This window comes from Agromyces selenitireducens, from assembly GCF_052748465.2.
In genome coordinates this window covers 3,124,155-3,145,711 of sequence record NZ_CM188259.1, presented here as the reverse complement: position 1 = coordinate 3,145,711, position 21,557 = coordinate 3,124,155, and the positions used below count along the sequence as shown (strand labels likewise).

The window sequence follows — 21,557 nt, the reverse complement described above, 5'->3', positions numbered from 1 at the left end:
GGGCCGGGCCCGCGCGCGGGGATGGCCGGAGCCCAAGGGGCCCCGGCCATCCGTTCCGCTTGCGTCGCGCGCTCGCGAAACGCTCCGCCCTACGGTTGCGAGATCTTCTCGACCGTTTCGGCGGTCGCGCCGTCGGAGAGGGCCCGCGCGACATCCGCCTGCGCGATGATGCCGACGAGGTCGTGCCCGTCGATCACCGGCAGTCGGCGGATCTGGTGCTTCTGCATCATCTCCAGCGCCTCGCGGATGTCGTCGTCCGCGCCGATCGTCACCGGCTTGCCCTCAGCGAGCTCGCCGGCGGTCACGGTCTTCGGGTCGCCGCCGTCCGCGATGCACTTCACCACGATGTCGCGATCGGTGAGCATGCCCTTCAGTCGGTCGTCGTCGCCGCAGATCGGCATCGATCCGACGACGAGGTCGCGCATCATCCGCGCCGCCTCGACCAGGGTCTGCCCCTCCTTCACGCATGCGGGCTCCGGAGTCATGAGGTCTCGTGCTACAGGCATCTCGATCTCCTTTCTCACGGTGTCCGGCATGGTAGGCACGCTCGTCGCGCGAGCGCACGGGGGTTGACGGATGCCGCCTGAGAAGTCACGCGGGCGGAATGCTCGGCCCCCGGGTCGCGTCTCGACGGGCGCCTCCCGAGGGGACGCGACACGCCGTCAGGTCCTGGGGCGCGCCCGGCCACGACACGGGCGCGCCCGGGCACGAGAAAGGGAGGCCGCTCCGACCTCCCACTTCCAGAATATCGCCGACCCCCCGTCTTGCGGCAAGGGCCGGGTCGGGGCGCAGAATGGTCGGCCGAACGATCGGAGCGACCCCGTGAACCCCGCCACCACCAGCACGTTCGTGCTGCCCGAACGCCTCGCCGCCAAGGCCGACCCCGCCCACATCGCCGCCGACGAGCGGCACTTCGCCGCGGTCGCCGACAGCCTCGCCACGTCCGTCGACGACCTGGAGACGCGGCTCGAGACCCTGCGCCGCTCGCCGGGCGGCAGCGGCCAGCAAGCCCTCGACCGTGACCTCGAGATCCACCGCCTCACCACGCGTCTCCGCCTGCTGCGCCGCTTCAGCCTCGACGTCTGCCTCGGGCGCATCGTCGCGACGGATGCCGCGGAGCCCGTCTACATCGGGCGCCTCGGCCTCGCCGACCGGGAGGGCCGCCGCCTGCTCGTCGACTGGCGCGCGCCCGCGGCCGAGCCCTTCTTCGCCGCGACGCACGCGGACCCCCGCGGCCTCGCGAGCCGCCGCCGCTACCGCTGGACCCGCGGCCGAATCACCGACTACTGGGACGAGGCGTTCACTCCGGATGCCCTGGACGGCGGCGGCGTCGCGCTCGACGACGACTCCGCCCTCATCGCGAGCCTCGGCGCGAGCCGGTCGCCGCGCATGCGCGACGTGCTCGCCACCATCCAGGCAGACCAGGACGCCATCATCCGCGCCGGCTCGCGCGGCGCGCTCGTCGTCGACGGCGGCCCCGGCACGGGCAAGACCGTCATCGCGCTGCACCGCGCCGCATACCTGCTCTACGCCGACCCGCGCCTCGGGCACCGCCGCGGCGGACTGCTCGTCGTCGGTCCGAGCCGACCGTACCTGTCGTACGTCGCCGACGTGCTGCCGAGCCTCGGTGAGGAGGGCGTCCAGACCTGCACGGTGCGCGACCTCGTCCCCGAGGGGGCGACGGCAGAGCACGAGCCCGATCCCGCGGTCGCGCGGCTGAAGTCGTCGGGGCGGCTCCTCGATGCGATCGAGGCCGCCGTCCGGCAGTACGAGCGGCCGCCGACCGACGAGCTCATCGTCGAGACGCCGTGGGGCGACGTGCACGTGGGCGGCGACGAGTGGGCCGTCGCGTTCGACGCCGCGGCATCCGCCGGCCCCCACGACGAGGCGCGCGACGAGGTGTGGAGCGAACTGCTCGACATCCTGGTCGAGCGGGTCGACGACCCCGACGAGATGCCGCCCGCCGCCCTGCGCGCGTGGCCCGAGCAGAGCGACGAGCTGCGCGCGATGCTGCGCCGCGCCTGGCCGATGCTCGACCCCGTCGGCGTCGTCGCCGACCTCTGGTCCTCGCCCGACCACCTGCACCGGTGCGCCCCATGGCTCGCGCCCGACGAGGTGCGGGCCCTGCAGCGCAAGGACTCGCGGGCGTGGACCGTCGAGGACCTCCCGTTCCTCGACGCCGCCCGGCAGCGCGTCGGCGACCCCGAGGCATCCCGGCGGCGACGTGAAGCGGATGCCGCGGCGCGCGCCCAGCGCGACCGGATGGCCGACGTGGTCGCCGACCTCATCGCCGCCGACGACTCCGACCTGATGCTCATGTCGATGCTGCGCGTCGAGGACGCCCAGGAGTCGCTGTTCGACGACTCCGCTCTGCCATCGGCCCATCCCGACCTGCTCGCCGGACCGTTCGCGCACGTCGTCGTCGACGAGGCGCAGGAGCTCACCGACGCCGAGTGGCGGATGCTGCTGCGCCGCTGCCCGTCCCGCAGCTTCACCATCGTCGGAGACCGGGCACAGGCCCGCCACGGCTTCACCGAGTCGTGGCAGGCCCGGCTCGCGCGCATCGGGCTGACCCGCGTCGAGCTCGCCGGGCTCACCGTCAACTACCGCACGCCCGAAGAGGTCATGCTCGAGGCCGAGCCCGTGATCCGCGAGGCGATCCCCGACGCGAACGTGCCGACCTCGATCCGCAGCACGGGCGTGCCCGTGGCGCACGGGTCGGTCGACGAGCGAGACGCGATCCTCGACGCGTGGCTCGCCGAGCACGCGGAGGGCACGGCGTGCGTCATCGGCGACGCCGCGTTCGAGGCGACGCCGCGCGTCCGCTCGCTCACCCCGGAGCTCGCGAAGGGCCTCGAGTTCGACCTCGTCGTGCTCGTCGACCCCGACCGGTTCGGCCAGGGCATCGAGGGCGCCGTCGACCGCTACGTCGCGATGACGCGCGCGACTCAGCGCCTCGTGGTCCTCACCAGCCCCTGACGCCCCTCGTGCCGGTCGTGCGGTCAGGCGGTCGCGCGGTCAGGCGGTCGCGCGGTCAGGTGGTCGTGCGGTCGAGCCGCGCGACGCCGATCTGGGAGTCGGCCATGCCGTAGAACACGTAGTGCTCCCCGTCGACCTCCTCGATGGCGGTGGGGAAGACGACGTTCGGGACGATGCCGCTGCGCTCCTCCTCCGTCTCGGGTGCGAGCAGCGGTTCGGCAGTCCGGGCCAGCACGATCGTGGGGTCGTCGGCGTCGAGGAGCATCGCCCCCGCCGCGTAGTTGACCTTCTGCTGATGCGTGAATGCGGTGCCCGCCTCGATGGTGCCGGTGACCCCGTGATGGAGGATCAGCCACCCCTCGGGCACCCGGAGCGGCGGCGGACCCCCGCCGATCTTCAGGGCCTCGAACGGGTACTCCGGTCCCGCGAGCAGCCGCGACTGGCTCCAGAGGGTGATCGCGCGGATGTCGGCGAGCGCCGCCTCGAGCGGGATGTAGGCGATCCAGATCGACTGGCGCGGATCGGTCGTGCCGGCCGGCACCCGGACGCCCTCGCCCTGCTTCGTCTCGTCGAGGTTCCACATCGGGCGGTGCAGCACCGCGAGGCTGCGGGTGCCGTCGGGCGCGGTGACCGGCTCGGGGAAGAACGTCGTGTCCTTGTTGTGGAACAGGTTGAGGTCCATGTCGAGGGCGTCGTCGAAGGTGAAGAGCGCCGGTCCGAGTCGACGCCACTCGCGCAGGTCGTCGGAGACGGCGAGCGCCGTGCGCGGCCCGAGCGGGCCGAACGCGACGTACGTCATGACCCAGCAGCCGAGGGCGTCGACCCGGGTGACCCGGGGATCCTCGACGCCGGCGTGCCGGGCGCCGCGCTCCCAGCCGCGGTCGGGCTCCAGCACGACGCCGTCGCGCTCGACGCCGACCGGCACGCCTCCCTCGACGACCACTCGGGCCAGGCCCACGCGCGAGACGTTGCCCTTCGCGACGAGCCGGGGGAGCAGGTACAGCGTGCCGTCGGACGCACGGCCCGACGCCGGGTTGAGCACGCCCTCCACCTCGTTGGCATCGCCCGGATCGGGCCGCATGACGACGCCGATGCGGGTGAGCGTGTACGGAACGGTGGTCGTCTCGGCGTGCGAGGACATGTCAGCCTTTCACTCCCGAGCCGAGATCGCTCGAGACGAAGTAGCGCTGGAAGATGATGAACAACGCCACGGCGGGAGCGGCCAGCACGACCGCGCCGGCCATCATGGCCCCGAACGGATTCGAGGTGGATGCGGCGATGTTCGAGATGAAGTTGGCGAGCGACACCGCGAGCGGCTGCAGCGCCGCCTCCTTCGTGATGAGGAACGGCCAGAGGAACTCGTTCCACGGTCCGATGAACGTCAGCAGCACCGCGGTGAGCAGCGCGGGCCGTACGAGCGGCAGCGCGACCGACCAGAGGAGCCGGAACTCACCGGCGCCGTCGATGCGCGCGGCATCGAACAGGTCCTTCGGCAACTGCAGGAAGTACTGACGGAAGATGAGCACCGCCGTCGAGTTGATGAAGAACGGCAGGATCATGCCGAGGTAGCTGTCCGAGAGCCCGTAGTCGCGGGCGATGAGCACGTAGAGCGGGATCATCAGCAGCTGGAACGGCACCACCTGCACGAGCAGCACGAGCGCGAAGGTCACGCCGCGGCCGCGCCATTTCAGCACGGCGAGCGCATACCCCGCGAGCACGCCGAACACGACCGTGCCGAGGATCACGCCGCCCGTGAAGATGCCGGAGTTCAGCAGCCCCTGGGCGAGGTTCACCCGCTCGTTGATGTTGACGTAGTTCTGTCCCGTGATGTTGTTGGCATCGGGGAAGGCGCCCGCCACCGTGGGGTCGGGGGCGGTCTGCAGCGAGCCCACGATCATGTAGTAGAAGGGGAAGAGGAACGCGAGTGCGCCGAGTGCGAGCACCAGGTAGCGCAGTCCCGTCTTGACGCGCGTCATGATTCCTCCTGCCCGACGAACTTGCGTTGGAGCCCCGCGATGATGAGCACGAGGATGATGAGGATGACGCCGATCGCCGCCGCGACATCCGGATTGCCCTGCTCGATGCCCTTCTGGTAGATGAGCAGCACCGGCGACGTCGACGCGCCGTTCGGCCCCCCGCCGCCCGTGAGCAGGTAGGGCTCGGTGAAGAGGTTCGCACCCGTGATCGTGGCCAGCAGCAGCACGAGCACCGTCGCCGGTCGCACGCCGGGGAGCGTGACGGAGAAGAACTTGCGCACCGCCCCGGCGCCGTCGACGGATGCCGCCTCGTAGAGCTCCTTGCCCACGTTCTGGAGCGCCGCGAGGTAGAGCAGGATGTAGAACCCGAGGCCCTTCCACGTGACGAACAGCGCGATGGTCGGCATCGCGAGCGAGGAGTTGATGAGCCACGACGGCTCGGGTGCGAGCGGGCCGAGGATCTGGTTGACGAGCCCGCTCGAGGCGAACATGAACAGCCACACCGAGACGACGGCGACCGACGCGGTCACGTACGGCACGTAGTAGCTCACCCGGAAGAAGGTGCGCGCGTGGATCACCTTGTCGAGCGCGGTCGCGAGGAGCAGCGACAGGGCCACGGTCAGCGGCACGTTGATGAGCAGGAAGATGCCCACGTTGCCGAACGACCGCCACACGGCGGGGTCCTGGACCACGGCGACGTAGTTGTCGAACCCCACGAAGGGGCGGTCGACGTCGGCGCCGGGAGCCGCGAAGAAGTAGTCCTGGAACGACATCCACACCGCGAGCACCACGGGGAACGCGAAGATCACTGCGACGAAGACCAGGTACGGCGTGCTGAGGAGCAGCCCCAGGGGGTTCTCCCCGAGCCACCGCCGCCGGTGACGGCGGGGGCTCGGGGGTTCCGAGCCGGAACCGTCAGCCGTGCTGCGCGGTGTGGCGTCGACGGCGGTCATGATCCGACTCCGATCAGCCCTGGGCGAGCTGGTCGATCTCCGTGGCGGCCTGCTCGAGGAACGTCGGGATCTCTTCCTCGCCGAAGATCACCGAGTTCGAGTAGCCGTCGCGGAAGACCTGCCAGATCTCCACCGAGTTCGGCACGTTCGGCACCTCGACGGTCCGGGCGGCCTGGTCACCGAACTGCTCGTAGGCGGGGTTCGCCTCGAAGTAGTCGGGGTAGGTCCCGGTGAGGTCCTGTCGCAGCGGCATCTGACCGGTCTCCTCGAGCCAGATCCCGTCCTGTTCCTCGCTCGTCGAGAACTTCAGCACGTCCCACGCCGTGCCCTGGTTCTCGCAGGCGGTGAACATGCCGATGTTCTTCGCATCGCTGAAGGTGTAGGTCTCCTCCGCGGCGATGCCGTCCTGCGTCGGCACGGGAACGGCGCCCCAGTCGACGTCCTCGCCGTAGACCGCGATCGCCCACGGCCCGACGATCGACATGGCCGAGACTCCGTCGGCGAAGGAATCACCCTGGTACTGCTCCCGGCCGGCGAGGCCCTCGGAGTACAGCGTCGACCAGAACTCGGCGACGGCCTCGCCGTTCGCATCGTTGAACGTCGAAGCGCCGTCCTCCACCAGCAGCGTGCCGTTCGACTGCGCGGCGTACAGCGGGTAGAAGTCGAACCAGCTCTGGAAGAACTCGCTCGTCGGCGACGGGTTGATCGCGTACTCGGCGACGCCCGAGTCGACGATGGTGCGGGCCGTCTCGAGGAACTCGTCGTAGGTCGCGAGGGAGGGATTCTCGGCATCGAGCCCGGCCTCGGCGAACATGGCCTTGTTGTAGAAGATCATCACCGGGTTCGACTTCCACGGCATCTGCCGGAAGGCGCCGTCCTCGGAGCGGTACTGCTCGGCGAGGTCGCCGCTGCGGTCGGTGATGTAGTCGTCGCCGTCGCTGAACTCCGAGAGGTTCACGAGTCCGCCCTGCCGTTCGAACTGCGGTACGGCAGCCGGCGAGGTGTTGTACACGAGGCACGGCGCGTTGCCGGCCGTGATCGCCGCGCCGATCACGGCTTCGCTCGATTCGCCGGCGGGGATCTCCTGCGCCGTGATCTGCTCGTCGGGGTTCTCGGCGTTCCACGCCTCGACCATCTGCTCACCCCAGGCGATCTCGGCCGGGTTGTTCGAGTACCAGATGGTGATGTCGCCGCGGCCCTCCTCGGCGCCGTCATCCCCTCCGCCCGAGCACGCGGTGAGGGCGAGGAGCCCCGTCGCCGCGATCGCCGTCGTCATCATTCGTCTGCGCATGGCCTGTTCCTTTCAGCGAGCGGCGTCAGCGCCGCGTGGGTTCGGGTTCGGTCGTGGAATATCCGTCGTCGGGGCGGTCGTCGTCGATTCCCGGACGACGAGCCGCGGCTCGGCGAGGTCGACGTCCTCGACGGGCTGCTTCGCGATGGCCGCGAGGAGCAGGCGGGCCGAGAGCGCACCCCAGGCCGTGGCATCCGTTGCCACCGAGGTGATCGACGGGTAGACGTGCCCTGCCAGCTCGGTGTTGTCGAAGCCCGTGATCGACAGGTCGTCGGGCACGCGGATGCCGGCGCGCTGGGCGACACCCAGCCCCGCGAGCGCCATGTGGTCGTTCGAGTAGACGATCGCGGTCGGCCGTCGGTCGGGACCGAGCGCGAGGAGCTCGCGGGTCGCGTGCGCGCCGTGGACGGCACTGAAATCCGTCTCGACGGTGACGGGCTCGATGCCCGCTGCGGCCACCGCGTCGGCGAAGGCCTCGGCACGTCGGCGGCTGTGCAGCATGTCGGCGGGCCCGGCGACGTGCGCGATGCGGCGATGCCCGAGGTCGACCAGGTGCTCGACTGCGGCACGGATGCCGCGGCCGTCGTCGACCGAGACCGAGGGGAACGGCGACGGCACGTCGGGGTGGCCGAGCGTGACGGCGGCGAGGCCGAGGTCCTGCACGAGCGCGATACGGTCGTCGCCCGTGCGCAGGTCGGTGAGGATGACGCCGTCGACGCGCCGGTCGGCCGCGAGCCCGCGGTAGGTCGCCGCCTCCTCGCGTCCCGGCGTCGCCTGCGCGAGTACGAGCACCTGGCCCGCCGTCGAGAACTCGCTCTCGACCCCCGCGATGAAGGCGTGGAAGAACGGATCCGCCGCGACCACGTCGACGCTGCGGCCGATCACGAGGCCGAGCGCGTACGAGCGGTCGACGCTGAGCGACCGGGCCCGCAGGCTCGGCGTCCAGCCGAGCGCGTCGGCCGACGCGAGGATGCGAGCGCGGGTCTGCTCGCTGACGCCGGGGCGCCCGTTCAGAGCGAAGGAGACGAGGGTCTTGCTGACACCCGCATGGCGCGCGACGGCCGTGATCGTGGGACGTTCCGCCGCCTGCTCGGCTCCGTCGCTCATGAGGGCCTCCCCCGACCGGTCGAGAGCGTCGATCCCGCACACACCGACGTGTGCGACTCGTGCGACGCGCCTCCGTGTCGGGTGGGGCGCGATCTAAACCGGTTTAGTCGCACTGTACTCGTCGCCCGGTTGTGCGCGCATGGGTTGACTTAACAGGTCTGACGTGATAATGCAGCGCGTAGTCCGACGGCGGACCAGCGGGCAGCGAGTCGAGGCTCGCTCATCGGGTTCGCGACTGGAACGCAGGAGAATCCGAGTCTCGGGCGCCATGCGCCATCGGCCCCCACGATGCGGACTCCCAAGCATCCGCGGGTGGGTCGCCCGCGGTGGTGGCGCCGCCCGCCGCCCATGCTCGGTGTGCGCCGAGCCCGCGCACATCCGCGACGTCATGCCCGAGGGCTTCAGCGACGCGACGACGCCGGTCGACGACGTCCTGTCGCTCACGACCGGGCAGTGAGCCGCGGCATCCGCTCACGCGATTCGCAGGACCAGGCGCCTCATGGACCGGATACGAGACCCATGAGGCGTCTCATCCTGCGGTGTCGTCCGGCGGGCGCGAGCCCCGCCGGCTCAGCTCACTCCTCGACGCCGGGCTCGCCGCCCTCGAGGCCGCCGTCGGTCGACTCGCTCATCGGCTCGGCGTTCTCCGGGGCGCCCGGGGTCTCGGGCGACTCGGGGTCGCCCGGCTGCTCGTCGCGGTACTCCTCGTCGGGGTGCTTCCTGTCGCTCATCGCTCCTCCTTCGTATCCGGTCGCCGCTCGGCCGGCCGAGCAGCGAGGTCGTCGGCTGTCTCCACCTTCGCGCGATCGCGCCCCGCCGTCACCGGGTTGACACCGTGCGTCCGTCCCCAGCGGATGCCGCGGTGCGGACGTCCACGTCCGATTCCCGCCACCGCAGGTCGTCTCGCGACGCGCGGTCCGCGCGAGAATCGATGCATGTCCCGCCGCCACGCCACGCTGCCTACCGCGGTCGGCGACCTGCTCGTGGTCGCCGACGACGGCGGGCTGGTCGGCGTCTACTTCCCGGGGCACTGGCACCCGCCCGCCCCGGACTCGCTCGGCGTCGCGGTCGACGCTCGCGGCGACGGGCTGTTCGCGCAACTCGACGTCGAGCTCCGCGAGTACCTCGCGGGACGACGCATCCGCTTCGACCTTCCCCTGGCGCCGGTGGGTGACGAGTTCCAGCAGGCCGTGTGGGCGATGCTCCGCGAGATCCCGTACGGCGAGACCGTGACGTACGGGGAACTCGCGGCCCGGCTCGGCGACCGGAACCTCGCGCGCCGCGTCGGCAATGCGGTGGGCCGCAACCCGATCAGCATCCTCGTGCCGTGCCACCGCGTGGTCGGCGCCGACGGGTCGCTCACCGGCTACGCGGGCGGCTTCGACCGCAAGCGCCGCCTGCTCGAGCTCGAGGGCGCCGCCGTGGTCGCCCAGCGGCGGCTGTTCTGACAGGGCCGCGCAACCCCCATGCGGCCGCAGCCGCCGCGGCCTAGCCTGACCCCGTGACCGAGGAACCACGGGAGGATCACATGAGCGACACCACTGGCCGGCGGGACTTCCCCGACGCGGACCTTCCCGACGATCGCGACCACGCCGACAATGCGGACGAGCAGGCGCGGCTGAAGGCCGAGCACGCGAAGGAGCTCGGCGTCGACCCGTTCTTCGAGGGTGCGAACATCACCGAGAGCGACGGCCCCGACCTGGAGGCCGGCCCCGACCTCGACACCGGCGGCGGGCACCGGACGCCGCGGGACTGAACCGCGGGAGCGTCCGGGGCCCGGGCCGGCCCGGCAGCGGATGCCGCTACCCGACCGGCCGCGCCTCAGGGAACGTCCACGACCCGTCGACCACCTCGGGCCGCGGGCGGTAGAGCCGCACGATGTAGTTCCAGCCCTCCATGAGCCCGAGGCGGTTCGGCCGGCCGTCGTCGGGCCCGCCGAAGTCGAGGGTCACCGTGCCATCCGGATCGCGGTCGGCCGTGACGCTGTTGACGCTCACGAGCCCGCCCGCGTCCTCGAGGTATCCGTCGGCGTTGTAGATCGTCACCGACCAGAACGCGTCGACCGGAACGTCGCCGACCGTGAGCGCGTACTCGCCGACCGGCAGCCGCGGGTCGACGTTGACGTAGAACGCCTCCGAGGTCGGCAGCCCGCCCCATCCGGCGGCGGTGCCGATGAGGTGGCGCACGGGATCGACCTCGTCGCGCGCGCCGAACGCGCCCGTGAACCCGCCGATGCCACGCGCGAGCGTGAGCAGCGCCTGTCGGGTCTCGGTGAGCGACGCCTCGTCCCAGTCCGGCACGACGAACGGCTCGGCGGATGCCGCGTCGAGCGCGAACCGGTCCTGCAGTGCGTTGACGGCGGCGACATCCGCCTCGTCCTCGGGGTCGACCAGGATGCGCGCCGCGAGCAGCACGTACCGCGAACCGAGGTCGTCGGCGACCAGCAGGTGCTCGCCGGGATCGTGCAGCACGACCGGGACGTGGTGCTCCTCGGTCACGACCATGACCGACAGGTAGCGGTCGCCCGGGTCGGGGATGGTGAGCGTCGCGCCCTGCGACGCGTCGACCAGCACCGTGCTGTAGAGCGTGTCGCGGTTCTGCCGGATCACCGGCTGGTTGTCGAGCGGTGTCGGCGTGCGGTTGTGCATCCAGCTGCCGGTGCCGCCGGCCTGGGCGGCGATCGCCGCGAACATGCGGCTCGTCTCGGCGCGGGCGAAGTTGTCGACGTTCACGTGCTCTGCCATCGGGTTCCCCTCGATCCGTAGGCGTACCTCCGGTCAGCCTAGGGCGAGCGGATGCCGCGCGGCGAGGGCCGCCGCTTCACGCCTCCACAGCCGGCCCGTACAACGCCGCCGCGTTGCGCCACGCGATGCGCTCCGCCACGCGGACCGCGTCGTCGATGCGCCAGTCGCCCCGGGTCACGTACGCGGAGAGCACGCGCGCCGCGGCATCCCGCCACAACCGCGCGCCGAGGTGCACGCGCTCGGGCACGCCCCAGGCATCGCTCGAGAAGAGCACCTTCGAAAACGGCGCGACGTCGAGGGTCTCGCGCACGAGCACGTCGGCGTTGGCGCCGACGAACGGGATCGCGAGGCCCGCGTCGAGGAACACGTGCGGATACACGTGCGCGAGCATGCCCGCCTCGCGGGTGAACGGATGGCAGTGCAGCAGCGCGATGCGGCCTCCGGTGCGCTGCGTCGCGGCGACGAACGGCTGCAGCAGCGACGGATGCGCCCGGTCGAGCCGCACGTCGCCGTCGCCGAAGCCGACGTGGACCTGCAGCACGGCGCCGCGCTCGAGCGCCCACCATGCGAGGTTGCCGATGATCGTCGGGTCCTCGAGGCGCGGCGGGGATCCGGTCCGAGCGGATGCCGCGAACCACGCGTCGGCCGCCGAGGCGAGGTCGGTCGCCGGGGGCCGCGTCGGCGCGAGGGCGAGTCCGCCCCGGTAGGCGGCCACGGTCTTGAACGCGATCGCCTCCGCGGCGGCCGTGTCGAGCACCGCCTCGAGTCGCTCGACGAAGTCGGCACCGGATGTCGCGTCCGCGAGCGCGCGCTCGGCGAGCGTCTCGAGCCGGGCCACCCGGTGCGTGCGGGCGTCGGCGAGCCGCGCCATCCGCTCATCGGGCATCAGGCGGTCGGGTGCGTGGCCGTCGTCGATGAGGTAGTCGCGGACGCCCGCCGCGCGGAGGAGCCGCGTCGTCGCCTCCTCGAAGCCGAGCTCGCGACGGGCCGCGAGGTAGGCCGCGGCATCCGCGCAGGGTTCGAGGCCCAGCACGGGTGCGCAGTGACGTCGGAGGGCGAAGCCGAGCTGGCTGTCGAAGACGGCGTCGGCGTCGGCGGCGCGGTCGGCCTGCGTGAGCGCGTCGAGCAGGTCGGCGTCGGTGAGCGGTTCGGTCAGCATGCCGTGCGCGTGGTGGTCGACGAGGGGCAGCTCGTCGATCGCGGCGGCGAGCCGTGCGTGGACGTCCTGGCTCATGGGGAGATCCTCTCGCGAATGGGGCGCGCCACGCACGGGCGGCGTGTTGCGTCCCCTCGTGGGGCCCGGGGCGTGTCCGGCCCGGCGCGAGGCCCGCGGCATAGCATGGCGCGTATGGACGAGTCGGCCGCCCTCGACGTCACCGCGGCGCGCGCCGTCGAGACGGCCGACCGCGACCGGGTGCTGTGGTCCGACGCCGACCGCGAGTGGGCGAGCCGCGCCGCCGCGGCGATCGTGGGGGAGCGCGCGAGCGCCGACGAGTTCCTCGCCCGGCGCGCGCAGCTCGTGCTCGAGCGCATCGGCACACGCCAGCCGGGCGTGAATCGCGCGGTGCGCGGCATCCGCTGGCGACCGTGGGTGGGCGTCGTGACCGTGCTCGGCGCGTTCGTGCTGGGCGTGGTCGTCGACCGCATCGGCGGCGGGTCGAGCATCAACCTGCTCGCGCCGCCCGTGTTCGCGCTCGTCGTCTGGAACCTCGTCGTCTACGTATGGCTGCTCGCGCGGCCGGTGGTGCTGCGCGGCGGCGCGGTCGGTCCCGTGCGGGCGCTGCTGATCCGGGCGGCGGCGGTGCGCGGTGCGGCCGACGGATGGCGCGGCGAGGGCGCCGTCGCCCGCCGGTCGGTGCTCACGCAGCTGCCCGGCGACTGGGCGCGCATCGCCGCACCGCTCTACTCGGCGCGCGCGGCGCGCGTGCTGCACCTCGCGGCGGCGGCCACCGCGCTCGGTGTCATCGTGGGCCTCTACACGCGCGGACTCGCGTTCGAGTACCGCGCGTCGTGGGAGAGCACGTTCCTCGGCGCCGAGCAGGTGCACGCGCTGCTCGCCGCGACCCTCGCGCCCGGTTCGTGGCTCACGGGCATCCCGGTGCCCGACGTCGCCGCGATCGAGGCCATCCGCGCACCCGCGAGCGAGAACGCCGCGACCTGGCTGCACCTCATGGCCGCCACGGTCGCCGCCGTCGTGATCGTGCCGCGACTCGTGCTCGCGCTCACCGCATGGGTCGTCGAGCGGCGCCGCGCCCGTCGCGTGGCGGTGCCGCTCGGCGACCCCTACTTCCGCCGGCTGGTCGCGACGTGGGTCGGCGAGCCGACTCCGGTGCGCGTCATCCCGTACAGCTACACGCTCGCCGCCGAGGCGCGGGCCGGGCTCGAGGCCGTGCTCGCGCGCGCGTTCGGGACCGCGCCCGTGACGGTCGCGCGATCCGTCAAGTGGGGCGACGACCCGCCGCTGGGCGATGACGACGACGATGGCCGCGGCGGTGCGGGCGCGACGACGGATGTCGCCGGGCCGGCCGGCGCCATCCGGGTCCCGCTGTTCTCGCTCACCGCGACGCCCGAGGAGGACGCACACGGTCGGTTCCTCGACGCGCTCGCCGGGGACGCGCTCGGCGGGATGGCCGCACCCCGCAGGGCGGACCGCGGCGGGGCGCGGGGTGCGCGCTGCGGGTCGGCCGCGCCCGGCGGCGCCTCGCGGGCCGGAGGCCGCCCCGCGGCATCCGCTCGCACCGTCGCACTCGTCGACGAGTCGGCGTTCCTCGCGCGCTGGCCCGGCGAGGACACGCGGCTCGACGCCCGTCGCACCGCGTGGCGCGACCTCGTCGAGGCGCACGGCGGTACCGCGGTGTTCGTCGATCTCGCCGATCCCGACACTGCCGACGCGGCCGCGCGGCTCGCCGACGCGGCATCCGTTCTCGGATCGAACCCCGACATTAGGTCGGCGCGATGAGCGCCCCCGAGGCGCCGGGCTCCGATGCCGCACGCCCTACCGCGTCCGACCGCGACGCGCCCGAGCCCGACGTGCCCGGCCTCGACGCGGGCGCCGTGTCGCTGTCGCTCATCTCCCATACGAACGCGGGCAAGACCACGCTCGCGCGCACGCTGCTCGCCCGCGACGTCGGCGAGGTGCGCGACGCGCCGCACGTGACCGCCGAGGCGACCCCGTACCCGCTCGTGCGGACCCCGGACGGCGACCTGCTCACGCTCTGGGACACGCCCGGCTTCGGCGACAGCGTGCGCCTCGCGCGGCGACTGCGGCAGGACCGCAACCCGATCGGGTGGTTCCTGTCGCAGGTCTGGGACCGCTACCAGGACCGTGCCCTGTGGCTCAGCCAACTGGCGGTGCGCAACGTCGCCGAGCAGGCCGACGTGGTGCTCTACCTCGTGAACGCCGCCGAGGCGCCCGCCGACGCCGGCTACCTCGCGCCCGAGCTCGAGGTGCTCGAGTGGATCGGCAAGCCCGTGCTCGTGCTGCTCAACCAGACCGGGCCGCCCCGCGAGCGCGCCGCCGAGGACGCGGATGCCGCGCGCTGGCGGGCCGCGCTCGCCGATGCGCCGCACGTGCGCGGCGTGCTCGCGTTCGACGCGTTCGCGCGCTGCTGGGTGCAGGAGTTCACCCTGTTCGCCGCGGTTGAGCCGCTCGTGGCCGCGGGCGCGAAGTCGGCGGCCTTCGACCGGCTCGCCGCCGCGTGGCGCGACCTGCGCATGGACGAGTTCGATCGCTCGATGGCGGTGCTCGCCCAGCCGCTCGCGCGCGCCGCGGCCGACCGGATCGTGCTGCCGGCCGAACCGCTGTCGTCGCGCGTCGGCGGCTCGCTCGGCCTGCCGAATCCGGCGCGCACGCAGGCGAGAACGGATGCCGCGGAGCGCATGTCCGCCCGCCTGCGCGCCGACCTGCGGCGGAGCACCGACGAGCTCATCGCCATCCACCGCCTCGAGGGGCGTGCCGCCGACGAGGTGCTCGAGCGCGTCGCCGAGGACCTGCACGTCGACGTGCCGCTCGACGAGGGACGGACGGCGGCGCTCGGCGGCGTCGTCTCGGGCGCCCTCACCGGGCTCGGCGCCGACCTCGTCGCGGGCGGGCTCACGTTCGGCGCGGGCATGGTCGCCGGGGCGATCGTCGGCGCGCTCGGGGGCGCGGGCCTCGCGCGCGGCGTCAACGTCGTGCGCGGACGCAGCGACGCGAGCCTGCGCTGGGAGGACGCGTTCCTCGACGGGCTCGTCACCTCGGCGCTGCTGCGGTACCTCGCGGTCGCGCACTACGGCCGTGGTCGCGGCGCGTGGACGGAGGGGGAGTACCCGCCGTTCTGGCGCGCCATGGTCGTCGAGGCGGTCGTCGCCGAGCAGGAGCGGCTCGCGGAGGTGTGGGCGGGGCTGCGCGAGCGGCCGGCGACGCCGGACGCGAGTGCCGGCACCGACGCAGGTGCGGCTGCGGCTGCGGCTGCGGTCGACGAGCGGATGCGACGCGAGCTCGAGGGCCTGCTCCGGTCGATGGTGCTCGGCCTGCTCGATCGGCTGTACCCCGGTGCGCTCGACGAGGCGCGAACCGCAGGATGAGGCGCGTCATGGGTGGGGGACGGGGCTCATGAGCCGTGTGATCCTGCAGTTGCGCGCGTGCGCCTGCCGTCGACTCTCGCGAACCGCAGGATGAGGCGCGTCATGGGTGGGGGACGGGGCTCATGAGCCGTGTGATCCTGCAGTTGCGCGTGCGCGCCGGCCGCGGGCTCCCGCGAACCGCAGGATGAGGCGCGTCATGGGTGCCGGAGAGCGCGCATGGGCCGTGTCATCCTGCAGTTGCGCGTGCGTGCCGGCCGGCGGCGAGCTAGCGGCGCGGCCCGGGCGCCGTGCTCCACAGCGCCCACGCCACGAGCACCGGCTGCAGGAACAGCCGCAGGAACCGCGCCCGGTCGGTCCGCATGAGCGGCACCGACCGCCCCGTGCGCCAGTGGTGCACGTTGCCGGGGAACACCGCGACGAAGAACATCGCGATCGCGACGCCGACGCGCCGTCGCTCGCGGGGTGCGGCCACGACCGCGGCGGTGCCGAGCAGGATCTCCGCGACACCAGACGTGACGACGACCGCGTCCTTGCCCGCCCGATCCTCCGCGACCCAGTCGGGCACCGCGATGCGGAACCCCTTCCGCGCCCAGGTCAGGTGCGACAGGCCTGCGAACGCGAGCAGGCCCGCGAGCGCCCAGCGCGCGATCGAGCGGATGGTGGAGAGCGGGCCGGGTCGGGCAGGGTGGCGTCGGCGAGGCATCCGCCCAGTCTCGCACCGCCACCGACATCGGCATCGCGCGCCGTCAGCCGAGCTGCTTCTCGAACCAGAAGTCGGCGTAGCGCTCGCCGTTGAAGTCGGAGATCTCGACGTAGCCGTGCGCGCGGTACATCGCGATCGCTTCGGTCAGTGTTCGGTTCGTGTCGAGGCGAACGGATGCCGCGCCGAGTCGCCTCGCGGCCGCCTCGACCTCGCGCAGCAGGCGCGCGCCGAGTCCGATGCCGCGCACGTCGGGCGACACCCACAGCCGCTTGATCTCGGCCGGGTCGTCGCCGTGCCGCTTCACGCCGACGCAGCCGACGGGCATGCCGTGCAGGAACGCGACGAGGAACGCGCCGTTCGGCTCCCGGAACTCGTCGTCGCTCGTCGGTCGCGCCCGCGCGGGGTCGAACCCGATGTCGAACCGGGCGGCGAGCTCGGTGAAGTATGCGGCGATGCTCTCGCGGGCGGCGGGTTCGCTCGGGTCGACGATGCGCACGTCCACGGCCGATGCGGTCATGAGGCGACGCACCTCGTCCATCGCGTCGAGCAGGCGGGTGCGCTGCCGCTCGGTCAGCGCGTCGAGGATGCCGCCTGCGAGCTCGTCGGACACGCGGTCGAGCTCGGCGCGCTCGGCGCGGCCGCCCGCCGTGAGGCGCACGATGCGCACGCGCGAGTCGGATGCCGCCGCCTCGACGCGCACGAGCCCCTCGGCCTCGAGCGCGCGCAGCTGCCTGCTCAGGTACCCCGAGTCGAGTCCGAGCCGTTCGCGGAGGTCGCGCAGCTCGGCGCCGTCGGGGCCCGTCGCCCCGATCTCCCACAGCAGGCGCGACTGCCCGAGCGGGCGCCCACGGGCGAGGTAGTGGTCGTCGAGCGCGCCGATCCGCTCGGTCACGGTGCGGTTGAACTCGCGCACCCGGGTGATGCCGTCCATATCTCTGACTGTAGTCAGAGAAGTCAGGATTCGGAACACGGGGAAGGATCCGCTCCGTGCGAGTTTCCGGAGCGGCATCCGCTCGTCGCCCCGGACAGCCCCCGAACGGGGGGAGCCGCCGCGCGGCACTCGGCGTAGCCTGTACCCGCCTGACCGCCGCACCGCGACTCGGGGGACGCGACGCGGCGGCCTCGCACACGCATCCGGCGTCGCTCCGGCGACGACGCAGTCGCGGCTGGGGGTCGCGCGGATCGCGAGGGGGGAACATGGCCGAGATCGACCCGCGCTTCCGGGTGGCGTTCGAGCGGGTGTTCCCGCCCGCGAGCGGCGTGGCGTTGCCGGTCGCCGAGCTGGCGGACAGCCCGATCGCGATCGCCGCGATCATCGGCGCGATCTCCGGCGGCGCGCCGAAGGAATCGCTCCCGCCGTTCGTCCTCCTGCGGCCCGCGGACCTGCTCCGCATCGAGTTCCGGTTCGTGAACCTCGACCGGGTCGACGTGAACGGGCTGCCGCACCTCGCCAGGCACTCGGGTCGGGCGCCCGCGTACCTCATCGCCGGCTTCGGGCCGCAGCACCTGCTCGAGCAGGCGTTCTTCGATGCCGCCGGTCCCGAGTCGACGTTCAGGACCGACACCGCGGGCCTTCCCGCCGAGGAACTCAAGCGCGTGGCGAACCCGGGCGGATCGGAGGCGCCGCGCTATCCGGTGCTCGCGCGCATCGCCCGGGGCAGCCGGCTCGTGTACGAGGTCACGACCGAGCGCATCCCGTACACCGAGGCGGGCCTGCTCCACGCGATGCGCGTGCTGCCGCTCAGCGTCGTGCCCCACGCGAAGGGCGGGTTCGGGATCCTGCACTGGGACGTGCTCGCCACCGAGATCGGCGCGATCGCGTCCATCGACGCGCGGATGGACGAGGTGCGACGTGCCGCGTCGCGGCGGGTCGGCTCCCGTGCACGCGCTCGCGGGGCGAATGCCGGGCTCGTCGTGCTCCCGCCGGCACGGCGCACGGCCGCGCTCGAGCGGGTCGCGGCATCCGCTCGCGAACTGACCGAGATCGCGGGCGCCGCGAACCTGCGGCGCACCGCGAGCGAGATCGAGGCGAGGTTCGGGGCGATCTCCGCCGTCTCCGCGGTGGGCGAGGAACTCCGCCCGCATCTCGAGGTCGTGCCGTTCACGACCCTGCGTCCGGACCGCCGTCCGCCCCTGCCCCGTGAGCCGACCTCGACCGAGACGGCGCTCGAACTGCCGTGGCGCCTGCAGCTGAGCCCGCACGCCGGCGCGGCGTTCGCGCACGCGCTCGGCGAGGTCGCGCACGACGGGCGCGTCGAGCTCTGGCACTCGCGACTCGCCTCGCGAACGGATGCCGCGGCCGACCTCGACCCGTCGTCGCCGCCGCCCGTCGACGAGGACCAGCCCGCTGACCGCACGGTCCGCGCGGTGTGGACGCGCGACTTCACACCCGGGAAGGGGCCAGCGCAGGGGACGAGCGCGTTCCCGAAGGAGGACTGGGGCGACCAGGCGACCGCCGCCGCGGAGGAGCGGCTGCGTCCCTTCCGCGCCACGCTGTCGATTCGCGACCGGATGCAACTCGTCCACCTGACCTCCAACCACCACTGGAAGCCGCGCTACCTGCCGCGCCCGGTCCCGGTGGAACGGCTCATGCTCACGGCGATGGGCGGATGGCTCGCGGCCGAGGGGCACTTCGCCCCGCCCAAGGGGCTCTCGATCGAGGAGTGGAAGCACCGTGCGACGCTCGGCCGCGACCACTACGTCAAGGTCGTGTACCAGGGCGTGCTGCTGCCGTTCGGCCACCGCGCCTCGCTCGTGAAGGTCACCGAGCGGCGGGTCAAGGAGGACGGCCGGGCGACGCTCTACCAACGGCTCTTCGTGGTCGTCCGCGAGCCCGAGCGGCGCTTCCTCGCGAGCGGCGCCGCGAAGTACGACAACCGCATGCCGTTCCGCTGGGTGCGGATCCTCACGGCCTCGACGCCGCCGCTCGCGGCGCCCGTGAAGCTGCTGCCGGGCGCCGACGGCCAGTTCTTCATCCCCTCGATCGCCGACGTCGACGGCGCCGTGGGGGCGAACGGCCAGGGCGGCGACCAGAAGCCGTTCGCGTTCCGCATGGTCGCCAACGACATCGGCAACCGCCTCGTCGAGTTCGAGGGCCCGCTGATCTTCGTCGAGAAGACGGTCTTCGAGGCCTCGGCGGCCGCACGAAACGCGGCCCTGGCCAAGGCCAACGAGCGCGCCCCCGTGTACGACCTGCGCGGTCGGCGCATCGCGTACGCGCCGCCGCTCGAGCCCGACGACACCACGCTCGCGACCGCGGCGATCACCTTCGACGCGGAGTTCGACACCGTCACCGGCGAGCGCACGTCCAACTTCGTCCTCCCCGTGCTGCGCGTCGCGCGCGCGGTCGTCCCCGCCATGAGCGCGTTCACGGGCCAGTCGTCCCCGGTCGACCTCACCTACGCGACGGCGTACCGGGCGAAGGGCGTCGGGACCGGTGCCGGCCCCCATCCCGGAAACGAGGCGGGCCTGTTCCTGCAGCTCGCGAGCCCGTCCGGCGCGCCCACGACGGCCGCGACCACGATGGCGTTCGCACGGCAGTCCGACCGTTCCGGCGGCTTCGTCAGCCCGAGCGTGGACGTGACGGCGCTTGCCCGCGGCGTCGGCCCGGTGGGCGGCGACCTGGCGAAGCTCGCGTCGAACGCGGCTGGGTTCGACGTCGGCGGCATGTTCGGCCTCGCCACCGCGAAGCTCTTCGGCATCCTGCCGCTCGCCGAACTGCTGCCGTCGTCGGGCGGGCCGCTTCCGACGTTCGTGACGCAGTCGGTCGACGCGGTCGTCGAGCTTGGGCAGGCGCTCGCCGAGGCTCGGGCGTTCGTGGCCCAGCACGCCGCCGCCCTGTCGGGGCAGGCGCAGTCGGTGCAGGATGCCGCGGCCGAGCTCGCCGACGCCGCGCAGGACTTCGCCGACGCGCTGGCCCTCGTCTCGCAACCGCCGCACCCGCCCCAGCCGTTCGCGGCCCTGCTCGGACGCATCGGCGTGGCTGCGACCGGCCTCGCGGCCGCATTCCAGCCGCAGGCGCCGCCGCTCCCGCTCGCCCGGCCCGTCGTCGAGCGCACCGCCGCCCTGCTCGCGCGGCTCGCCGGCATCGCGGCCGGCGCCGCCGACGTCGTGAAGCTCATCGAGCAGTTCGTCGCCGGCGCGCGGCTGCCCGAGCGGGTCAGCGCGCGGCTCGAGTGGGACACCGAGCTCGAGGACTGGGCGCCTGCGGGCATCGCGCCGCCCGTGTTCGTGCCCGAGGGCGACCGGCGCCTTCGACTGGTGTCCGAGGTGCAGGCGCCCCTGACGGGAGGCGAGCCGCAGGCGCTCGTCTCGTGCGCGCTGCCGCCGTTCACACTCACGCTGCTGGGTTCCACGCAGTTCATCGCGATCCACGTGAGCGTGATGGAGTTCTCCGTCCGCCCCGGCAAGAAGCCCGACGTGAACGTCGTGCTGGGCGACGGGAAGGACGGACGGCCGGAGGGCATCCGGTTCCTGGGACCGCTGGCGTTCGTCGAGACGCTGAAGGAGATCATCCCGTTCGACGGATTCAGCGACCCGCCCTACCTCGACATCGAGGCGAGCGGACTCAAGGCCGGATTCGACCTCGCGATCCCCGACCTCGCCGTGGGCGTCTTCGCGCTGACGAACATCCACCTCGGTGCCGAGCTGTCGGTGCCGTTCATCGGCGAGTCGCTCGAGTTCCGCTTCTTCTTCGCCACGCGCGAGAACCCGTTCCGTCTGCAGGTCGCGTTCTTCGCCGGCGGCGGGTTCTTCGCCATCACCGTCTCGCCCGCGGGCGTGAAGGTCGTCGAGGCCGCCTTCGAGTTCGGCGCCGCAGTGCAGATGAGCTTCTTCGTGGCATCCGGGAGCCTCTCGGTCATGGCGGGCATCTACTTCCGCCTCGAGCAGAACGGCGACGAGCAGGCCGTGCAGCTCGCCGGGTACTTCCGCGCCCGCGGCGAGGTCGACGTGCTCGGCCTGATCTCGGCCGCGATCGAGCTCTACCTCGAGCTCAGCTACCGCAAGATCGGCGACGACGCGAAGGCCGTCGGGAAGGCGTCGCTCAGCATCGAGGTGTCGATCTGCTTCCTGTCGTTCTCGGTCACGGTGACCTGCGAGAAGCAGTTCGCCGGTTCGAGCGGCGACCCCACCTTCCTCGACACCATGGGCCCGTACGCCGACGAGCTCGGCACCATGCGCGACCCGTGGGCCGAGTACTGCCGGGCGTTCGCGATCGAACCGGCCTGAGCACCGAGC

The 21,557-nt window shown here is 72.8% G+C and carries 17 protein-coding genes; 6 read left to right on the top strand and 11 right to left on the bottom strand.

Going from position 1 to position 21,557, the window contains the following annotated elements:
• Positions 1-89: 89 nt before the first annotated feature.
• Positions 90-536, bottom strand: coding sequence for a CBS domain-containing protein (locus tag ACULK4_RS14770; protein ID WP_501043321.1), 447 nt, complete (start codon positions 534-536; stop codon positions 90-92).
• 286 nt (positions 537-822) lie between these two features.
• Here ACULK4_RS14770 and helR point away from each other — a divergent pair, with 286 nt between their 5' ends.
• Complete coding sequence (helR, locus tag ACULK4_RS14765) at positions 823-2,979, top strand: RNA polymerase recycling motor ATPase HelR (protein WP_445966340.1); 2,157 nt, start codon at positions 823-825, stop codon at positions 2,977-2,979.
• A 55-nt stretch (positions 2,980-3,034) separates the two neighbouring features.
• Here the strand turns inward: helR and ACULK4_RS14760 are convergent, their stop codons facing one another.
• The 6 genes from ACULK4_RS14760 to ACULK4_RS14735 all read right to left on the bottom strand — a co-directional run bounded on the left by ACULK4_RS14760 (position 3,035) and on the right by ACULK4_RS14735 (position 9,037).
• Complete coding sequence (locus tag ACULK4_RS14760; RefSeq protein ID WP_445966339.1) at positions 3,035-4,120, bottom strand: glycoside hydrolase family 130 protein; 1,086 nt, start codon at positions 4,118-4,120, stop codon at positions 3,035-3,037.
• Between the two features lies 1 nt (position 4,121).
• On the bottom strand, positions 4,122-4,955 hold the full coding sequence (locus tag ACULK4_RS14755) for a carbohydrate ABC transporter permease (protein ID WP_445966338.1): 834 nt from the start codon (positions 4,953-4,955) through the stop codon (positions 4,122-4,124).
• Entirely contained in the window at positions 4,952-5,908 is a 957-nt protein-coding gene (locus ACULK4_RS14750) for a carbohydrate ABC transporter permease (protein ID WP_445966337.1), read from the bottom strand. Before ACULK4_RS14750 ends, ACULK4_RS14755 begins: the two co-directional genes overlap by 4 nt.
• Before the next feature lie 13 nt (positions 5,909-5,921).
• Complete coding sequence (locus tag ACULK4_RS14745; protein WP_445966336.1) at positions 5,922-7,199, bottom strand: extracellular solute-binding protein; 1,278 nt, start codon at positions 7,197-7,199, stop codon at positions 5,922-5,924.
• Positions 7,200-7,211: 12 nt separating this feature from the next.
• A complete protein-coding gene (locus ACULK4_RS14740) occupies positions 7,212-8,306 on the bottom strand; it encodes a LacI family DNA-binding transcriptional regulator (RefSeq protein WP_445966335.1) in 1,095 nt (364 codons plus the stop codon).
• Between the two features lie 575 nt (positions 8,307-8,881).
• Positions 8,882-9,037, bottom strand: a complete 156-nt coding sequence (locus ACULK4_RS14735) for a hypothetical protein (protein ID WP_445966334.1) — start codon at positions 9,035-9,037, stop codon at positions 8,882-8,884.
• A gap of 204 nt (positions 9,038-9,241) precedes the next feature.
• Between ACULK4_RS14735 and ACULK4_RS14730 the strand changes: the two genes are divergently transcribed.
• Positions 9,242-9,754 carry a methylated-DNA--[protein]-cysteine S-methyltransferase gene (locus ACULK4_RS14730; protein WP_445966333.1) on the top strand — a complete coding sequence of 171 codons (513 nt, stop codon included), beginning with the start codon at positions 9,242-9,244 and terminating at the stop codon, positions 9,752-9,754.
• Between the two features lie 80 nt (positions 9,755-9,834).
• Positions 9,835-10,062 carry a hypothetical protein gene (locus ACULK4_RS14725; RefSeq protein WP_445966332.1) on the top strand — a complete coding sequence of 76 codons (228 nt, stop codon included), beginning with the start codon at positions 9,835-9,837 and terminating at the stop codon, positions 10,060-10,062.
• Between the two features lie 46 nt (positions 10,063-10,108).
• Here ACULK4_RS14725 and ACULK4_RS14720 read toward each other — a convergent pair whose 3' ends face one another.
• Together ACULK4_RS14720 and ACULK4_RS14715 are read right to left on the bottom strand one after the other, a co-directional pair.
• Positions 10,109-11,050 (bottom strand): DUF1214 domain-containing protein, encoded by a 942-nt coding sequence (locus ACULK4_RS14720; protein ID WP_445966331.1) that lies wholly within the window; start codon positions 11,048-11,050, stop codon positions 10,109-10,111.
• A gap of 76 nt (positions 11,051-11,126) precedes the next feature.
• On the bottom strand, positions 11,127-12,284 hold the full coding sequence (locus tag ACULK4_RS14715) for an amidohydrolase family protein (RefSeq protein WP_445966330.1): 1,158 nt from the start codon (positions 12,282-12,284) through the stop codon (positions 11,127-11,129).
• A 114-nt stretch (positions 12,285-12,398) separates the two neighbouring features.
• Between ACULK4_RS14715 and ACULK4_RS14710 the strand changes: the two genes are divergently transcribed.
• Positions 12,399-14,009, top strand: coding sequence for a DUF2868 domain-containing protein (locus tag ACULK4_RS14710; protein WP_445966329.1), 1,611 nt, complete (start codon positions 12,399-12,401; stop codon positions 14,007-14,009).
• Complete coding sequence (locus tag ACULK4_RS14705; protein ID WP_445966328.1) at positions 14,006-15,616, top strand: DUF3482 domain-containing protein; 1,611 nt, start codon at positions 14,006-14,008, stop codon at positions 15,614-15,616. The genes ACULK4_RS14710 and ACULK4_RS14705 overlap by 4 nt, the downstream gene beginning before the upstream one ends.
• 265 nt (positions 15,617-15,881) lie before the next feature.
• On the opposite strand, the gene ACULK4_RS14700 is transcribed toward ACULK4_RS14705, so the two are convergent.
• Positions 15,882-16,319 (bottom strand): DoxX family protein, encoded by a 438-nt coding sequence (locus ACULK4_RS14700; RefSeq protein WP_445966327.1) that lies wholly within the window; start codon positions 16,317-16,319, stop codon positions 15,882-15,884.
• Positions 16,320-16,362: 43 nt separating this feature from the next.
• Complete coding sequence (locus ACULK4_RS14695) at positions 16,363-17,250, bottom strand: bifunctional helix-turn-helix transcriptional regulator/GNAT family N-acetyltransferase (protein ID WP_445966326.1); 888 nt, start codon at positions 17,248-17,250, stop codon at positions 16,363-16,365.
• A 266-nt stretch (positions 17,251-17,516) separates the two neighbouring features.
• On the opposite strand from ACULK4_RS14695, the gene ACULK4_RS14690 reads away from it, so the two are divergent.
• Positions 17,517-21,548: a hypothetical protein gene (locus tag ACULK4_RS14690; RefSeq protein WP_445966325.1), complete on the top strand. Its 4,032-nt coding sequence runs from the start codon at positions 17,517-17,519 to the stop codon at positions 21,546-21,548.
• Positions 21,549-21,557: the final 9 nt, after the last annotated feature.

Coding starts and splice junctions, on each gene's coding strand:
- ACULK4_RS14770 (WP_501043321.1), bottom strand. CDS start 536: ATGCCGGACACCGTGAGAAAGGAGATCGAGATGCCTGTAGCACGAGAC.
- ACULK4_RS14750 (WP_445966337.1), bottom strand. CDS start 5,908: ATGACCGCCGTCGACGCCACACCGCGCAGCACGGCTGACGGTTCCGGC.
- ACULK4_RS14715 (WP_445966330.1), bottom strand. CDS start 12,284: ATGAGCCAGGACGTCCACGCACGGCTCGCCGCCGCGATCGACGAGCTG.
- ACULK4_RS14730 (WP_445966333.1), top strand. CDS start 9,242: ATGTCCCGCCGCCACGCCACGCTGCCTACCGCGGTCGGCGACCTGCTC.
- ACULK4_RS14695 (WP_445966326.1), bottom strand. CDS start 17,250: ATGGACGGCATCACCCGGGTGCGCGAGTTCAACCGCACCGTGACCGAG.
- ACULK4_RS14720 (WP_445966331.1), bottom strand. CDS start 11,050: ATGGCAGAGCACGTGAACGTCGACAACTTCGCCCGCGCCGAGACGAGC.
- ACULK4_RS14755 (WP_445966338.1), bottom strand. CDS start 4,955: ATGACGCGCGTCAAGACGGGACTGCGCTACCTGGTGCTCGCACTCGGC.
- ACULK4_RS14725 (WP_445966332.1), top strand. CDS start 9,835: ATGAGCGACACCACTGGCCGGCGGGACTTCCCCGACGCGGACCTTCCC.
- ACULK4_RS14735 (WP_445966334.1), bottom strand. CDS start 9,037: ATGAGCGACAGGAAGCACCCCGACGAGGAGTACCGCGACGAGCAGCCG.
- ACULK4_RS14700 (WP_445966327.1), bottom strand. CDS start 16,319: ATGCCTCGCCGACGCCACCCTGCCCGACCCGGCCCGCTCTCCACCATC.
- ACULK4_RS14705 (WP_445966328.1), top strand. CDS start 14,006: ATGAGCGCCCCCGAGGCGCCGGGCTCCGATGCCGCACGCCCTACCGCG.
- ACULK4_RS14710 (WP_445966329.1), top strand. CDS start 12,399: ATGGACGAGTCGGCCGCCCTCGACGTCACCGCGGCGCGCGCCGTCGAG.
- ACULK4_RS14745 (WP_445966336.1), bottom strand. CDS start 7,199: ATGCGCAGACGAATGATGACGACGGCGATCGCGGCGACGGGGCTCCTC.
- ACULK4_RS14690 (WP_445966325.1), top strand. CDS start 17,517: ATGGCCGAGATCGACCCGCGCTTCCGGGTGGCGTTCGAGCGGGTGTTC.
- ACULK4_RS14760 (WP_445966339.1), bottom strand. CDS start 4,120: ATGTCCTCGCACGCCGAGACGACCACCGTTCCGTACACGCTCACCCGC.
- ACULK4_RS14740 (WP_445966335.1), bottom strand. CDS start 8,306: ATGAGCGACGGAGCCGAGCAGGCGGCGGAACGTCCCACGATCACGGCC.